Source organism: Geodermatophilus sp. SMS 5-13 (genome assembly GCF_059428245.1).
Genome location: NZ_CP165729.1, coordinates 5,205,127 through 5,219,775, shown reverse-complemented (window position 1 = coordinate 5,219,775; position 14,649 = coordinate 5,205,127). Strand labels below are relative to the sequence as shown.

At 72.5% G+C, this 14,649-nt stretch carries 19 protein-coding genes; 7 read left to right on the top strand and 12 right to left on the bottom strand.

Annotated features, from left to right (window positions below; all coding sequences use genetic code 11):
* Window positions 1–167 precede the first annotated feature (167 nt).
* The 4 genes from AB3388_RS25295 to AB3388_RS25280 are packed head-to-tail and all read right to left on the bottom strand — an operon-like array spanning window position 168 to window position 3,866.
* A complete protein-coding gene (locus tag AB3388_RS25295; protein ID WP_495408079.1) occupies window positions 168–1,178 on the bottom strand; it encodes a hypothetical protein in 1,011 nt (336 codons plus the stop codon).
* A complete protein-coding gene (locus AB3388_RS25290) occupies window positions 1,160–1,624 on the bottom strand; it encodes a hypothetical protein (RefSeq protein WP_495408078.1) in 465 nt (154 codons plus the stop codon). Before AB3388_RS25290 ends, AB3388_RS25295 begins: the two co-directional genes overlap by 19 nt.
* Complete coding sequence (locus AB3388_RS25285; RefSeq protein WP_495408077.1) at window positions 1,621–3,033, bottom strand: ADP-ribosylglycohydrolase family protein; 1,413 nt, start codon at window positions 3,031–3,033, stop codon at window positions 1,621–1,623. Before AB3388_RS25285 ends, AB3388_RS25290 begins: the two co-directional genes overlap by 4 nt.
* Window positions 3,033–3,866, bottom strand: coding sequence for an ARPP-1 family domain-containing protein (locus tag AB3388_RS25280; RefSeq protein ID WP_495408076.1), 834 nt, complete (start codon window positions 3,864–3,866; stop codon window positions 3,033–3,035). Before AB3388_RS25280 ends, AB3388_RS25285 begins: the two co-directional genes overlap by 1 nt.
* 95 nt (window positions 3,867–3,961) lie before the next feature.
* On the opposite strand from AB3388_RS25280, the gene AB3388_RS25275 reads away from it, so the two are divergent.
* Entirely contained in the window at window positions 3,962–4,639 is a 678-nt protein-coding gene (locus tag AB3388_RS25275; RefSeq protein ID WP_495408075.1) for an NUDIX hydrolase, read from the top strand.
* A gap of 48 nt (window positions 4,640–4,687) precedes the next feature.
* Entirely contained in the window at window positions 4,688–5,395 is a 708-nt protein-coding gene (locus tag AB3388_RS25270; RefSeq protein ID WP_495408074.1) for a hypothetical protein, read from the top strand.
* Between the two features lie 65 nt (window positions 5,396–5,460).
* On the opposite strand, the gene AB3388_RS25265 is transcribed toward AB3388_RS25270, so the two are convergent.
* Complete coding sequence (locus tag AB3388_RS25265) at window positions 5,461–5,934, bottom strand: helix-turn-helix domain-containing protein (RefSeq protein ID WP_495408073.1); 474 nt, start codon at window positions 5,932–5,934, stop codon at window positions 5,461–5,463.
* Window positions 5,935–6,019: 85 nt separating this feature from the next.
* On the opposite strand from AB3388_RS25265, the gene AB3388_RS25260 reads away from it, so the two are divergent.
* Complete coding sequence (locus AB3388_RS25260; protein ID WP_495408072.1) at window positions 6,020–6,232, top strand: glycine zipper domain-containing protein; 213 nt, start codon at window positions 6,020–6,022, stop codon at window positions 6,230–6,232.
* The gene (locus tag AB3388_RS25255) at window positions 6,229–7,365 is read left to right on the top strand and encodes a hypothetical protein (RefSeq protein ID WP_495408071.1); all 1,137 of its coding nucleotides are present in this window, start codon (window positions 6,229–6,231) and stop codon (window positions 7,363–7,365) included. The genes AB3388_RS25260 and AB3388_RS25255 overlap by 4 nt, the downstream gene beginning before the upstream one ends.
* 66 nt (window positions 7,366–7,431) lie before the next feature.
* Here the strand turns inward: AB3388_RS25255 and AB3388_RS25250 are convergent, their stop codons facing one another.
* Window positions 7,432–7,773: a hypothetical protein gene (locus AB3388_RS25250; protein WP_495408070.1), complete on the bottom strand. Its 342-nt coding sequence runs from the start codon at window positions 7,771–7,773 to the stop codon at window positions 7,432–7,434.
* Between the two features lie 70 nt (window positions 7,774–7,843).
* Window positions 7,844–7,999: a hypothetical protein gene (locus AB3388_RS25245; RefSeq protein WP_495408069.1), complete on the bottom strand. Its 156-nt coding sequence runs from the start codon at window positions 7,997–7,999 to the stop codon at window positions 7,844–7,846.
* A gap of 210 nt (window positions 8,000–8,209) precedes the next feature.
* On the opposite strand from AB3388_RS25245, the gene AB3388_RS25240 reads away from it, so the two are divergent.
* Entirely contained in the window at window positions 8,210–8,593 is a 384-nt protein-coding gene (locus AB3388_RS25240) for a hypothetical protein (protein ID WP_495408068.1), read from the top strand.
* On the opposite strand, the gene AB3388_RS25235 is transcribed toward AB3388_RS25240, so the two are convergent.
* Window positions 8,568–9,074, bottom strand: coding sequence for a hypothetical protein (locus AB3388_RS25235; RefSeq protein WP_495408067.1), 507 nt, complete (start codon window positions 9,072–9,074; stop codon window positions 8,568–8,570). The two genes, AB3388_RS25240 and AB3388_RS25235, sit on opposite strands and share 26 nt — an antisense overlap.
* 103 nt (window positions 9,075–9,177) lie before the next feature.
* On the opposite strand from AB3388_RS25235, the gene AB3388_RS25230 reads away from it, so the two are divergent.
* On the top strand, window positions 9,178–10,347 hold the full coding sequence (locus AB3388_RS25230) for a zinc-ribbon domain-containing protein (protein ID WP_495408066.1): 1,170 nt from the start codon (window positions 9,178–9,180) through the stop codon (window positions 10,345–10,347).
* Between the two features lie 51 nt (window positions 10,348–10,398).
* Window positions 10,399–11,415, top strand: coding sequence for a DUF4365 domain-containing protein (locus AB3388_RS25225; RefSeq protein WP_495408065.1), 1,017 nt, complete (start codon window positions 10,399–10,401; stop codon window positions 11,413–11,415).
* Between the two features lie 108 nt (window positions 11,416–11,523).
* On the opposite strand, the gene AB3388_RS25220 is transcribed toward AB3388_RS25225, so the two are convergent.
* The 4 genes from AB3388_RS25220 to AB3388_RS25205 are packed head-to-tail and all read right to left on the bottom strand — an operon-like array spanning window position 11,524 to window position 14,550.
* Entirely contained in the window at window positions 11,524–11,814 is a 291-nt protein-coding gene (locus tag AB3388_RS25220; protein WP_495408064.1) for a helix-turn-helix domain-containing protein, read from the bottom strand.
* Window positions 11,815–11,869: 55 nt separating this feature from the next.
* Window positions 11,870–12,898 (bottom strand): hypothetical protein, encoded by a 1,029-nt coding sequence (locus AB3388_RS25215; RefSeq protein ID WP_495408063.1) that lies wholly within the window; start codon window positions 12,896–12,898, stop codon window positions 11,870–11,872.
* A gap of 10 nt (window positions 12,899–12,908) precedes the next feature.
* Window positions 12,909–14,150, bottom strand: a complete 1,242-nt coding sequence (locus tag AB3388_RS25210) for a hypothetical protein (protein WP_495408062.1) — start codon at window positions 14,148–14,150, stop codon at window positions 12,909–12,911.
* On the bottom strand, window positions 14,050–14,550 hold the full coding sequence (locus AB3388_RS25205) for a hypothetical protein (protein WP_495408061.1): 501 nt from the start codon (window positions 14,548–14,550) through the stop codon (window positions 14,050–14,052). The genes AB3388_RS25210 and AB3388_RS25205 overlap by 101 nt, the downstream gene beginning before the upstream one ends.
* Window positions 14,551–14,649: the final 99 nt, after the last annotated feature.

The window sequence follows — 14,649 nt, the reverse complement described above, 5'->3', positions numbered from 1 at the left end:
GGCAGGTACCACCAGCGCGGTGTGAAGAGAGTAGGACAGGTGCAACTCAGGGCGCAACCTTTGGCCCAAGAAACTCACCCCCAGGTGGAACCGGGAGACGCCCCAATCTTAGTGAGGTGGAACTTCCACCAGACGCGCCTTCGGGTTAGGCCTACGCCGATCCGGAGTCACACCGATGGGGCCGCGGTGTCGGTGGTGCCCGATCCCGGCCGCGGCGTACGTCCGTACTCCTGGCGCAGCGCGGATTCCACCTCGTGCAGGCTCTGCGCCAGCTCCTGCCGGACACCGTCGAGTTGGGCACGGATCGTCGCGGGATCGCCACCGTTGGCGTGGTCGGAGGCCCAGCCGACGGCGGCGTACACCGCGACGTTCCGGTCCTGTCGAGGGCGGATGCCGCTGACCAGTTGCCGGTTGGTGACGGTGAACATCATGGCGCCGGCGTGGTCGCGCATCGCGGCCATCTTGTCGTAGCGCCATTCGACAGTCTTCGTGGCGCCGTGGAACCGGACGGCCTTGTCGGTGACGAGCACCGTGCCCGTGTCGACGGCGGTGGGCAGCTTCGGGCCGCCCCGGTGGGCGGACCGCGGCTCCATCAGCGAGACGCCGTCGTAGGCGGCGAGCAGCCGCTCCTTCGGCTTGATCCGCGGGTCGGCGATCCCGGCGGGCTCGGCTTGGAGGCGCTGCGCGAGCGCCTCCACCTCGCCGAGTTGTCTGCGCAGCCGGTCCCCCTGGGTCAGGAGCTGCTGTCGGCGCTCCTGCCGCTGCTGCTCCTCCTGGCGCGCGCGGCCACGCCGAGAGGAGATCATCCCGACGGCCACGACGACGAGAACCGCGGCGAGCTCGCATCCCCAGCCGACCAGGGACCGGGCGGCCGAGTGCATGCCGGCGCCGGCCTGAACCGCCAGCCAGGTGCCGAGCAGGTAGGGCGAGAAGAGGACCAGCAGGAGCAGAAGGCCGCCGATCAGCAGCGCGGCGCCGCCCCCGCTCGCAGAGCTGCCTGCGCGGGCGGTCGACGGGCGCCGCGGCGCACGCCGCCGACGCCGCCGGAGCCGGTAGCCGGTGGAGACGTGCAGCGGGCCGAGTCCGACGCCCATGCCTCGGGTGCTGATGCCCAGCCGTAGCGGCCCGAGCTTTCCACCGATGCCGATCTTCATGCCGGTCAGGCGCAGTCCGCGCACGCGCCGCTGGGCAGCAGCTGCATGTGACAGCGGGGACAGATCTTGAGCGGCTTCTCCGGGTGCTGGGGGTGGCCGCCGAGACTGGCCTTCGGCCCGGCCGCCCGCCACTCCACCATCTCCACCGCGAGGTCCACCGCGGCATCAAAGTGCTTCGTGAGCACCTCGTCGGGCAGGACCAGGTACGTGGTCGGGCCATCCTGGCGGCGCGGGTGTGAGCCGGGGAAGCGCACCAACTCGAGAGCAGCGCGGCCGTGCGGCAGTGCGATGGAGGCGTAGTCGCGGTGCAGGTAGACAGCGACGGCCCTCTCCTCCATCGCCGGGCGGAGGCCGACGTACTCCGCTGCGCGATGGGAGGAAATGGCGGCACGATGGGCGATCGCGGCGGCCAGCTGGCGCACCGGGGCGGCGGCCAGCAGATCATCCAGGTGGTCCTGCAGGTTGCTCACGGCAGCTCCTTCTCCAGGGCGCGAACGATCGAGGGGCGGGGCGCGGCGGACGGCAGCGCGGCCCGCACCCGGCGCAAAGAGTCGGTGAACGGGCTGTCGGTGAGCAGCGCGCCGTAGGCCGCGGCGACCACCGGGGTGCGTGTCTCGGCGTGCACGCAGTGCAGGAACACGGTCTTCTTCTCGTCTCGCAACTGCTGCACGGTGGCGGCTGCGTCGCGCACGACGCCCGCGAGGTCGTTGTTGGCGTCGTCCTGGTCGATCAGCCAGAACTCGACGTGGTCCCGGAGGTCGGTGGTGACCGGCGCCTGCCCTGTGCCGAGCCGGCAGAGGGAGACGACAGCGTCGGCGATGCCGGGCCGCAGCGCGCCGACCCCGCCGAGCAGCACACCGGGGTCGTCGGGGTGGGCCACGACCACGTCGGAGGCGTCGACGTAGGACAGGATCCCGGGCCCGGTGGGCCAGCCGTCGGCGTCTGGCCGGCCGCCCCTGGCGATGAGTACGGCCAGCGCGGACAGGTCTCGGGCGCGCAGGCCGGGCCAACCGTGCACGAGGCGCCGCCAACGGGCAGGGATGACCGCGCCGCCGAAGCGGGCGCCCAGCAGGGCGCCGGCGATCGCGGCAACGGTGTCAGTGTCCCCGCCGCCGGTGACCGCGCGCACGACCCCGTCGGCGTAGCAGTCGACGCCGTGGACGGACGACCAGCCGGCCTGCAGCGCGGCGACCACCCAGCCGTTTGTCGTGGCGAAGTCGGCGGGGGAGGCGGTCTCGGCCTGGTCGAGCAGCGGTGCCCAGAAGCCGGCGTCGACGGCGGGCAGCCCGATCCGGATGTCCAGCCGCCCGGTGCGGATGGCGTGGTCGATGGCCAGGCACCAGAGCACGCACGCGTCGCCGGCGACCGGGTCGGCGTGGGTGAGCGCGCTGACTGTGCGGGCGGCCGCGGCGATCGCCGGGGGATCGCCCAGATGGGCGAGTGCGACCGGGGCGGTGCGCATCAGCGAACCGTTGCCGGCGGTCCGGCCGGTCCGGGCGTGCAGTCCGGTGGCGACCTCGGTCATCACGGCGGCGCCGCCACCGCGGCGCGCTGTCTCGCCGAGCACGCGGCGGGTCTGCATGCCCACGTCAGCAGGGTCGGTGGCGTACCAGCCGAGGAAGCCCTCGGCCACCGCGTCGAGGGCGGCCGGAGTGCGCAGGTCGGCACCGGTGGCGGCGACCCGGGCGATGCACACGGCCATCTCGGTGTCGTCGCTCCACTGGCCGGGCGCGTAGCCACCGAGCCCGCCGCCGTGCATGACGGGCTCGCTCTCGAGCGGGCGGGATCCGTACTCGTAGGGCACGCCGAGCGCGTCGGCGACGGCGCCGCCGAGGAGTGCGCCAACGGCGCGGTCGGTCTGGCGGGCGTCCAGGTGCATCAGGCGGCCACCAGCTCGTGCCGCGGGTTGACCGCGACGGTGTGCACCGCCCGGCCGCGCCAGACGAGGCAGCGCACCCGGGCCTTCTCCGAGGCGGCGACCCGCTCGCGGCCGAGCCCGGCCGGTTGCTCGTCGAGCAGCGGTGCGCAGGTCAGCCGCTCGACGAAACGCCGGGCCCGCCGGCCAGGCGTCGGCAGAGCCGGGCGGTCGACGGCGTCGATGGCGGCGGCGTGCAGCAACTGGTCCCAGGCGTGCTGCAGGGTCTGCGGGGAGTCGAAGACCTCCAGCATCACCGGCTGCCCGCCGATCCCGACCAGGACACCGGTGGAGTAGGGCAGCGGAGCGACGTCGCGCACAAGGTCAGTAGCGCGCTGTTCCACCGGACGGGTGATCTCGACCAGCGACGCGGTCTCGCTGGCGCCGTAGCGCCGCTCGTAGCGGGCCACCTCGTCCCAGACGGCCTGCTGCCCCTCGCCGGCTCGGCTTCGGACCCGCACTGGCGCGCGTCGGCCGCCGCGCTCGTGCTGGCCGCCGCCGGCCCAGCGGCCCTGCTCGACGCAGCGGACGTCGAGCACCTCGCCGGCTCGGGCGCCGACGAGCACGCTGCGAGCGGCGACGCGGTGCTGCCAGCCGCCCTCCAGCAGCTCACCCTCGAACACCAGGACCGGGCGGGGGCCGGGGTTGGTGACGGCGAGCCGGTCGACCGCGGGTCCGTCCGGCAGCTCGCCGACCAGCAGGTGCCCTGCCGACAGGTCGTAGCCGCGGGCATCGACGGCGGCCCCGTTCCAGACCGGAAACAGGGTCAGCGCGCCGCGGGTCAGCGGCCTGCCCAAGTGCAGATCTACAAGATTCATGTGTCTCCCTCGACATCGGTTAGCGCGGTTCTGCGCTAAACAGATTGGAGCACATGTGCGCTAACCTGGCAAGCATGGAGTGGCGTGACGGCGCTGGGAAGCGGCTGGCGGACTATCCGCACCCGTCGGTGGCGGTGGACGTGGCGCTGCTGACGGTGGTGCCGGAGGGCCGGCGGCTGCGGTTGGCGGTGCTGGTGCACCGGCGGGAGGACGGCAGTTGGTCACTGCCGGGCACGTTCCTGCGCATCGATGAACAGCTGGACGAGGCTGCGCTGCGTGCGCTGCGGGACAAGGTGGGCGTCACCGGCGAGCGGCCCCGGCAGTTGCGCGTCTTCGACGCCCCGAAGCGAGATCCCCGCTACCGGGTGCTCAGCGTCGCGCACGTCGACCTCGTTCGCCACGAGCGCCTCGCGGACCGGGTCGGTGACGACGTGCTGCTCGCCAGGATCGAGGCAGACCGTGTCGAGTTGCCCGCCGGTCAGCGCCGCCTGTGCTTCGACCACGACCAAGTGGTCGCCGCGGCGGTCGCCTGGGCGCGGGCGGCGTACGCGGAGCACCCCGACCCCGCCGCCCTACTGGGGGACGCCTTCACGCTGTACGAGCTGCGCCGGGTGCACGAGGCCATTCACGGCGGCGAACTGCAGAAGGACACCTTCCGCCGCCAGATGGATCCGCACATCGAGCCGACAGGTCGGCCCCGGACTGGCACCGTCGGCCGGCCGGCCCAGGTGTACCGGCGCCGAAGAGGTTGATCCCTGCCGTAGGGTGGACTGTCCGGCCTGGCCGTTAGCGTCTCCGTCGTGGCTCTCGCCCCGGTGTTCTTCGCCAAGCCCGACGCCGGGATGACGGTGTTGGAGGTCGCGCCCCGGTTGGCCAGCTGGATGGCGAGCGGGCATCCCGACCAGGTGGCGTTGTGCGCGTTCCTGGACTACGCGGAGGCGCTGTTGGCCCCGCAGTTGGCCCAGCTGTCCGGACCGAGGGCGCTGCGTCTCGACGTGGCGCTGCCCGAGCACGTCGACCTCCTCGACGCGCATGACCTCGACAACTACGGCTTCCCGCTGGCTGCGCGGCTCACCCAAGCGGCCCACGGACCGCTGGCCAGCGTGTGGGTCACCAAGCAGGTCGGCGCGGCCTCCGCGGCGGCCGCGCAGCAGGCCGTTCGGCGTGCTGCGCCGTCGGTCGGCGCGCCGGTGCTGGAGGTGCGAACGACCGCCTCGGTCACCACCACCGCGTACAAGCAGCAAATCCACGACCAGATACACGCCGCGTTGCCGCCGACCGGCCCCGTCGCGCTGGAGATCAGCTTCACCGTCGGCCCACAGCGAAACTGGCTGAACCTGTGGAAGCCGACCATCGACGCCCTGGACGTCCTGCTCGGCCAGACGGTCCCCGGACAGGCCTGGCACCCCCGGGACGGGCGCATCGTGGAGCTGGGACTGCACCAGCAGGTCGACAACACCCTCGGCCACGATGTCGTGCTGGCCATCGCGGGCGCCGGCGTCGCCTGACGCGGAGGTCCGGGGCGCTCCGTGGCTGTCAACGAGCCGGGTGTGGGAGGTGTCCCCCCGGCGGGTCAGTCGGTCTGGTCGGCGCCTGCCTCATCCGGCTGCCGCGGGATCGACGCGACGAGCAGTGCCAGTTCGTCGTCGTCCAGGCTGCCCAACCGGTGTTCGAGTTCCTCGAGGAGTTCCTCGCGGCTGCTCCGCTGACGTTGGAGGTCCCTTGCGGCGCGGACGAGAGACAGGGCGCCAACGGCGGGCATGGCGTTGATCAGGAAGGCGCCGGAGCCGGCTGCGGGATCGTAGGCAGTAGTGCGCGGGTATCGGGCTCTGGCCAACAGCTCGGCCGCAGTACTGCCGAGCGCGGCCGCGATCCGTGCGAGCACGTCCGGCTGGGGTTTCCGCTTCCCCTGCTCGATCTTGCCCAGGTACTCGAGACTGATCTTGGCCGCCTCGTTCACCTGGCTGCGGGTCGCCCCGCGTTCAAGTCGAAGCTCCTTGATGGCCTCGCCGAGACCCACATACGGATCGGAAGAGGGGGTCGTCACGGCCAACTCCTGTACCGGATAGTCCTTGACAGTACCGACTGCGCCTGGCACCTTCCTTGTACCGAATCGTACCAGGGAGGACCAAATGGACAAGAATGCGGCGAGCGCGACGGGCGCGGGCACCGGAGCGGTGGTGGGCTTCCTCGTTGGCGGCCCGATCGGCGCCGGCGTGGGCACGGCTGTGGGCGGCACCGTCGGCCGGTTCCTCGGCACCAACCCGTCAGCCGACGACTCCCAGGACGAGACTGTCGACAACACAGAGAGCGACACCGACGGTCTCCTCGGCGAGGACCTGTGAGCACCCCGATGGCAGCGTCCGGTCCCGAAGAGCCGGAACGCGTGCTCCTCATCCGCACCGGCGACCGGGAAGTCACGGCCATCTCCCCGGGCGAGCAGGGCGAGGGCTGGTTGCCGTTGCTCGGCACCGCGTTCGACAAGGTCGCGCCGCACCTGTTCACCGCGAAGGGTGCGCCGGCGAACGCCGCCTGGGGTCGCGTCTTCACGATGCGCCCGGAAGACCTCAACGCGTGGGACACCTTGCAGCGGCGCGGGACCGGCGGCTACTTCTACGGCTTCCTCCGGGACGAGAAGGGCTTCGCCAAGAACATCCAGATCAAGGAGGTGTCGTTCGCGGAGCAGGTGGCGGCCTTCCGGCCGCCGATCGACCCGGTCGCGGTCGCCACGGCGATCGCGGTCGCCCAGATCCAGGCCGACATCCAGCGGCTCACCGCCCTGGTGGAACAGATCGCCTTCAACGTCGAGGCGATCCTGCAGTTCCTGCACCTCGGCCAGGAAGCCGCAATCCTCGCCGCAACCGAGACCATCAACCAGATCTACGCGCGGTACCGCGACGAGCTCCGCATCGGCAAGACCGACTGGGACCGGCTCGCCGGCCTGGAGCAGCTGCTCAAGACCCAGCACCGGCAGATCCTCGGTGAGCTCGACAAGGTCGCGAAGGGCCTGAAGTTCCGCACTGTGGAGGAGGCGAAGGCCGCTGCGCGCATCGACCCCGAGCGGGTGGAGAAGCTGATCCACCTGGAGTGGTACCTGCTGTGCTCGCTGGAGAAGTGGGGCGAGCTGATGCTCGCCAGGAAGGCCAGTCGGGGCGAGCACAACCTGGCCGCCGCCACCGAGATCCGCCGGCTGGGTGAGGACTACCTCAACGACGCACGCACCGTCCTGCAGAACATAAGGGACGCCGACAGCGACATGGCCGGCCGCGGCCTCTGGGACAGGCTGATCAGTCACGGCCTCCTGTTCGGCTTGCTGCACGACAACAGCGTCGAGCGGAAGGCAACCGCCCGCCGAGGCGAGGTGTGCCAGCTGACCGCCGTGCGCAAGCCGCTACCGGCGCCCATCACACGCCCGCCGGTTCGCCTCCAGCTCGAGGAGGCGCCACCTGCCGCAGAAGTCGCACCGACAACGGCATGACGCCCGCGGCGGCGTAGCGCCACGTGCCCCGAAGGGCCGCCCCGCGAGGGGCGGCCCTTCGGCCGGTCAGACGCCCGCGGCCTCGCCCGGGCCGACCGCCCAGGTCAGCAGCTGTGCACGCTCCGCGTAGTAGACGTTGTCAGCCACGTCGACCATGCCGGTCAGCCGGGCGGCGAGCTCGACGATGGCGCCGTTGGGCATCGTCCCGAGGGTGCTCGACGGCGAGGCGGTCAGCCGGACGCTCGCCCCGACGGCGGTCTGGACGCGCAGCCAGACGTTGCGGTAGGTCCCGCTGTAGCCATCGCCGCTCTCGGCAACCAGTCCCCGGATGCGGACCCGCTCCCGGTCGATCGCGGCGGTGTGCAGCCGCTTGCGGCTGCGGATGAGCTCCAGGTCTCGTGCGGGCATGGTCTCTCCGTTTGTCCCCCGGGATCTCCCCGGCTGTGGACGACCGTGACGAGCACCCGGGACTGCGCAATCAGGTCGAAGCGGAGGGGCCCGGGCGGTGGGCGACCGCTGCGCGTCGGTCCAGCACGGCGAGCGTCACGCGGTCGCGGATCGCCGACCAGGCCACCGTCCAGTCGAACGCCGGCCCGCCGATGCCGAACTCGTTGAGCACGGCGAGGAGCCGCACCGGTCGCCGCGGTGAGCACCGCGGTTATGGTGTAGCCGCCGACGGCCACCTTCCGCCGCCGGGCCGGGTCGTCGGCCAGCGGCCCGCCGACGAACCTGGCGATCCCGGCCAGGGCGTCGGCGATGCCCTCAATCAGCCCATAGGCCCGCCGACCTGCGCCGGCGCAGCAACGGAACCGCATGGCGCAACGAGGCGCTGCTCTTCCACCTGGTGCTCGGCTACGGGGTGGTGCGGGTGCTGCTGCCGCTGGTGCGCCTGATGGGCCGCCTGCCGGCACCGGTGGGCCGGGGCTGGGCGGCGCTGCTCAACGCCGCGGCCCGGCCCTTCCACGTGATCAACTACCTGGGGCCGGTCGCCGCGGCGCGGGTGCTGTCCCCGGCCCGGATCGACGCGCTCGCCGGGCGCGTCATCGCCGGGCTGCGGCGCGCGCTGGCGCGGGAGACCGAGGCGGCGTTGCACCGCGGCATGCCGCTGCCGACCCGGTGGGATCCGTACTTCACCGCGTGGACGTCCCCGGCCGAGGTGTACCGGTACGCGACCACGCACTTCGAGCACCACCGCCGCCAGCTCACCCTCCCCGGCGCCGGCGGCTGAGCGTCGGCCGGCGGCCGTCGAGGCGGTGCTCGTTCTCCCAGCCCGGGCGCCGGGGCCCGGCGGGCGCCGGTCGTGCAGCGGGTTGCTGCACGATCGCGCGGCCGGCGAGCTCGGCGAGCAGCGCGTCGAGGCTGCCGTGGTAGCCCGGCGCCCCGCGGCGGAACGCCGGCACGTCCGCCTCGGCTAGGTCGCCGGCGGCGACCAGCACCGGCACCGCGACGTCGAGCAGGTGCGCGTCGCTCACCTCGTGGACCGACGACCCGCCCGCGACCAGGACCTGCCGCCAGCCGCAGGCCGGGCAGCACACCCCGTCCCGTCCCGCGTCGTCGGTGAACCAGGTGTCGGTGTGCCCGCCGTGGGCGTCGGCGATGACCACGACGGCGTGGATCGTCGGCATCTCCCCGACGTCGGTGTCACCGAGGGCCGAGTGCCGGCGCCACGTCGAGGGCTGCTCCACGCCGGTCAGCCAAGCAGCTGCCACCGGCAGGCAACACCACCAGCCGCATGCCGCGAGCACCCCGCTCCCGAACTGTCCGACGTGGCCGGTAGACCACTGCGCCGTCGGACGTCGAGGAAGGAGACCCGTGCCCCGCAGCATGCAACCGCAGGAGGCGCTGGCGGCGCGCTACCCGACGGTCGCGGACACCTGGCACCCCGACCGCAACGGCACCGCGACGCCGGAGAACACCTCGGCGAAGAACAGCTACGCCGCGTGGTGGCGGTGCCCGGCCGGGCACGAATGGCAGGAGATCGTCGCCACCCGGACCGGCATGCCAGCGTGGAAGAACGGCGACCGGGCCGCGTGCCGGGTGTGCGTCGGCTACCACGTCATCGTCGCCTTCGACTGCGGCCACACTACCGAGGCACGCGCGGAGTTCGCCGAGCCCGAGCGCGGCTGCCCCGACTGCCGGAAGGTGCGCTGGGCGGCCACCGAGGAGGGGCTGCAGCAGCAGCGGCAGGCCAACGCCGCGAAGGGCAAGCAGCTTTACGCCGCCAGCGGCGAGCGGGCCCGGACGCTGGTCGACACCCTCACCACTCCGGACGTGCCGGCGCCGCTGGCCGCGGAGTGGCGTCGGACCGCGGTGCACGCGGTCCGCCTCGCGGTCGTCGCCGAGGAGGGCTTCGGCCGGGAAGGGGTCCTCGAGGCGGCGCTGGCCGCGCAGCGCCGCGCGGCGGACGCGCTGCTGCCCTCCGACGCGGCCCTGCAGATGGCGCTCGCGGTCCGGGAGCCGGTGACGGTGGCGGGCCGGGCGCACTGGCCGGCCGGGTGGGTGCACCACCTGCACGCCGCCGGCGGCGCCGAACCGGCCGCCGACGATGCCGTCGTCGATCAGCTGCGCGCGGTGCTGGCCTACCAGGCCGCGGCGCTCGTGGACCGGTTCGGTCGCGACCGCCAGCTGGCGAAGGCAGACGTGACCGGGGTGCTGACCGAGACGATCGTCGAGTGGGCGCACGCCCAACGGACACGCGGCGTGCTGGGGTGGAACGCCTTCCGGGAGCTGTCGCTGCCGGTGGCCCCGGCTGGCAGCACGCGGTTCGGCCGCATCGACGTCACGGTGATGCGCCCCGACGGCCCGGACCTGGTCGTCGAGATCGACTCCGCGCATGCCGAGCGGAACGTGGGCAAGCTCGCCTTCGCCCGCGACGCGGGGGCCGTCGTCGCGTGGGTCCGCTGGCACGGCGGGCGGGTCGAGCAGCCCAGCGGCGTCGCGGTCATCGACCTGGTCGACGCGACCCGCGGTCTGGCGGCCTGACCCGCCCGGGGTCGAGTGGCGACCCGCGCCGGGCAGGCACCATCGGGTCCCATGCGCGGCTTCTCTCCCGACGACTACCCCGGAGTGCCGGACAGCCACTTCACCGAAGGCGACGCCATCCGCCGCGTGAAGGAGGTGCTCGAGCACGCCGGCTTCCTCGTGCAGGAGACCGACGCGCGCTTCGACAAGGGCGTGGATCTGCTCGTCTCGCCCACCTACATGGGCGCGGCGCTGCCCGCGATAGCCGCGGTCCAGGTCAAGGGCGGGAAGTCGCAGAGCCGGATCCGCACCGGGCGACACAAGCGGTACTGGGCCGAGATGCCCCTGCCCATGTTCGGAGTGGCCATGCCGGATCCCGTCGGGGGCGCCTGGGTAGACCTCGGCGGCTACCTGCGACAGCACCCGGACGCGGCTAGCGTCCCCGCGAGCCAGCCGCTGCACACCCTGCCGGACGCGGTTCGGGCGGCGGTCGCGAAGCACAACGCCGTCTTCTCCGTCGTGGACCTGGGTGCGGCGCAGGCTGCGCGGCAGCTCGCGGCGCTGTTGTCCGTGTGGCCACTTCTCGCCCGCTCGGGTGTGGTCGCGCTCATCCGCGGTCGTCTGCCGTACCTGGAGCCGCTGCCGACGCGGCTGGCCCTGCAGCTGCTCGTCTCCGCGCCGGCCGAAGCTGACATCCCCAAGCTCTGCCCGCACGACCTCGGAACCGTGGTCAGCAGACTCTGGGTGCTGTCGTGCGAGGAGCCCGGCGATGGCCACGGAGAGCTCGGTGAGCACCCGATCGACGCGTGGAGCGCCGGCACGACGTTCCTCTGGGACCTGTTGCTACGGACGGGGACAACCGCCGCCGACGCCCTCGCCGCCGCTGGGCACACATCGGACCCCGAGGCCTATGGCATGTGCGTGTTTCTAGCGTCCTGCCTGCAGCCAGCGTCGGCCACGATCGCCTGGTTCGAGCAGGCGTCGCAGGCAGACCGGCTCTTGGCGCAGAACCGAGAGGTTCAACAGACCATGCAGGCGGTCTACGAAGACCCGGACGGGCCCGGACTCGACTTCCCCCGCCACTTCTAACGGCTCCGGCCGGTGCGGGAATCGTCCCGCAGCCTGTGGGACGAACCGGCTAACGGGCTGTTGACCGAGTGCGCAGCAGCGTGTTGCGCGATTGCCCGGAGCTGGCGGCTACAGCACGCCGATGGAGACGCCGGCGGCCTGCGCGACCCGCATCAGGGGGTCGGTGCGCGGCCACAGCTTGCCGTTGAGCAGCGGCCACAGCGTCGCCTGCCCGACCCCGGCCCGGCTGGCCAGTTCGCGCTTGGACACCGACGTCAGGTCGCCGTCGGTGAACTGCTCGAGCAGCGCGACGGCGACGTCCTGCACCAGCTCGCACGCCGCCCGCAGGCCTATGTCCTCGACGCCGGCGAAGGTCATGTGCGGCCACGTCCCGGCTCCGTGGGCTGCGGGACCGGGCACGGGCGGACGGTAGGAACACCCACTGCCTGCAGTCCCGCTCCGCGGTCTCGTCATGTCAGGGTGCGCTCCGCCGGCCGGAGCCGTCGGCGGAAGCGCGGCCCTGGTAGGTCGGGAAGGCTCTGTCGACGAAGCTGCGCACCGCGGCGGGCCCGGGAGAGGGTTCCCAGCCGACCCGGCACAGGTCCCGCAGCGCTTGCTCCACGCTCCGACGACCGAGCAGGGCGAACCCCGCCTCGTCCCCGTGCCGGACGCAGGCCCGGTCGGCCGCCTGGAAGGTGACGCTGCTCGCGGTCACGTCCGGCAGTTGAGCCAGACCGGCCTTCGCGAGCAGCCCGTCGAGGGTCTGCTGGACGAAGGCAGTGGCGTTCTGGCGGGGCCCGTCGATGACCAGCGGCTGCCGGCTGAGCCCGGCCGCGGTGCGCTGCTGAACCTGACCAGCGACGATGCGGCTCTGCCAGCTGTCGAGGGGGAGGAACCGGCGGTCCCGGTCGCGGTTGCCGGGCGCCCAGAAACCTGTGGGAAAGGTCGGGTTGTCCAGGTCGGCGGACGTCACGGTCGTGCTCTCCCCGGGCACGGCGCCGGCTTCAGGGAGCACGTAGCGGGTCGCCGCGAGCAGCGCCCGCGTGCCGCCCGTGAGCCACCGGTGGTGGACCAGGAGTCGGAGCAGCAGGCGTTCGTCGTCCTCCAGCGGCCGTCCGGGACGTAGCCAGGTCCGCCGGCCCAGGTGTGGCAGCGGCCGGAGTGCTGCGTCGGGGGCGCGGCCGCGTAGCAGCGCGTCGGTGGCGAGGAGGGATCCGGCGAGGTTGCGGTAGAGGTGCAGGTGGTGGGCGGCTGCGTCGTCGTGCTCGCCGGTGAGGCTGGTGGCGCCGGACAACGGTAGGAGCACCGGAGCGAGGCGGGCGCACAGGGCGTCGAGGTCCGGGACATCGCACCGGGAGGCCCGCTCGATGAGCAACTGCAGCGGCGGGAGGTAGGTGGGCAGCTCGTCTTCAGTGATCAGCCCTTCCCGCAGCCAGTACGAGATGGCCGCCCCCGGCAGGTCCGGTCGCGGCGTAGGAGGCGCACCGCGAGATCGCGGAGGCATGGGCGGCGAGTCACCGTCGTGGCGCCTGCCCCCGCTGGGAGGGCCGAGGGCGCCAGGGCTGCCAGGAGTCGGGGTGCCGTTGCCAGGTCTGCGCGTTGACGATCCGTGAAGCGGCGAGTTGGTCGAGGGTCTGAAGGTTCGGATCTAGGTGCGCGGCGCGGCCGTAGTGCGCCATCCGCGCCTTCGCCGAGTTGTTGCAGGCCTCCGCGGTGCTGCGGCGCCCGTGCTGCATCTGGAAGGGGTCACTGCCGCGGGGAGCGGGCCGCATGTGCGCGATCACGTTGCGGCCGCAGAGCTTGTCCTCGGACGCGTTCTGGCGCCCGGTGGGCGCCCACACCTTCTCGAGCACCCAGTCCCCGGACGGGCAGGGCACCCGCCACGAGGTGCGTCGCGCCCAGGTGCCGGCCGAGGTGCGTTCCCGTGTCGAGCGCATCGTCTCGCAGCGCGCGCCCTTACAGCCGTCGTCGTCGAGCAGGAACAGTGCCTCGTCGTCGAGGACGAGCCGCTCCGGGTGCAGGACCTGACCGTCGCACTTGTGGTCCTCGCGGATGCGGAGGGGCTCGCTGTCGATGACGTCGTATCCGCTCGAGGTCGGATAGATGCTGATCCCGGGCGGCAGGTGGCCGTCGTTGAGCAACTGCTCCGCCAGCCTCCTCACCGCCACCTGGAGCTCCGGCGCCGACAGCGGCTTGGGGTGGCGCGGGAAGGCCTCGGCCTGGGCCCGCTCCCTGAGTCGTCGCAGCGTGGACTTCTCCCCTTTGGGGCGGGCCACGGCCTTGTTGATCACTTCGATGCCGTACCGGGCCAGCAGATAGCCGAGGATCCAGCCCGTCACGGCACGGTCGTAGACGAGGGTGTGCAGCCCGTCGCCGGCCTCGGCCGCCACCGACTTCACCAGCGACCGTGCCACCGGGCCCTCCGCGCCCAGAGCGTGGTCGATGGCGAGCACGATGCACCCGCGCAACGTCCAGGTGTACAGGCTGACGAAGTTGATCCCGGGCGCCGGCTTGCCGTCGGCACCTCGCTGGCGCTGGGTCATCTGCACCCGGGCCCGGTTCGGGTCCCGGGCGCGGCTGCCCAGCCCCACGAGGATGCCGGTAGTCGGGTCCGGCACCATTCGGATGCTGCTGTAGGGGTCGAAGATCGACCCGTCACCGAACACGGTGTGCGCGGGGTCGGGATGGGCCCAGTCGGGTTCCACGCCCGGCAGCAGGTTGCCGTGCCAGCGGCTGTGCGCGACCTCGACGGCCACGAAACCGGTGCAGGATCTCGGTGATCGCGTCCTGGTCTTTGGCCAGCTGTAGGGGCACCGAGCGGATCTGCTCATAGCGTGGCGGGGTGCGGTTGACCGTGCGCCCTGTCATCGCCTTGTAGCAGTTGCGGAGCACTTGGTATAGGTCGTCGTCGTGTTCGAGGAGCTTGGCCTGCTCTGGCTCGGACCGCAGCACACGACTGCCCTGCCAGCAGACGAACAGGAAGTCGGTCGGGAACTCCTGCGGCCGGCGGTCCTTCTTCCCCTCGGTCCAGACCGAGTCGAGCACGTCCTTGTCCTCGTAGCAGCCGGGGTAGGCGGCGAGGTCGGCGATGATCTGCCGATCGAGCAGCTTCGGCGAGGGCTGCCCGCAACGCCAGGTCTCCGGTGCGTTGGGCATGCCTCCTCCTTGTTCAGCGCATGAAGTACTGACCCGCGCGTGCCCCGGGTCCGGGCACCGAGGGAGGCGCGGGTGGTCGCCTCTGTTGGACGACGGCGG

Coding starts and splice junctions, on each gene's coding strand:
- AB3388_RS25260 (WP_495408072.1), top strand. CDS start 6,020: ATGGACAAGAATGCGGCGAGCGCGACGGGCGCGGGCACCGGAGCGGTG.
- AB3388_RS25285 (WP_495408077.1), bottom strand. CDS start 3,033: ATGCACCTGGACGCCCGCCAGACCGACCGCGCCGTTGGCGCACTCCTC.
- AB3388_RS25275 (WP_495408075.1), top strand. CDS start 3,962: ATGGAGTGGCGTGACGGCGCTGGGAAGCGGCTGGCGGACTATCCGCAC.
- AB3388_RS25215 (WP_495408063.1), bottom strand. CDS start 12,898: ATGCCTCCGCGATCTCGCGGTGCGCCTCCTACGCCGCGACCGGACCTG.
- AB3388_RS25205 (WP_495408061.1), bottom strand. CDS start 14,550: ATGCCCAACGCACCGGAGACCTGGCGTTGCGGGCAGCCCTCGCCGAAG.
- AB3388_RS25250 (WP_495408070.1), bottom strand. CDS start 7,773: ATGCCCGCACGAGACCTGGAGCTCATCCGCAGCCGCAAGCGGCTGCAC.
- AB3388_RS25225 (WP_495408065.1), top strand. CDS start 10,399: ATGCGCGGCTTCTCTCCCGACGACTACCCCGGAGTGCCGGACAGCCAC.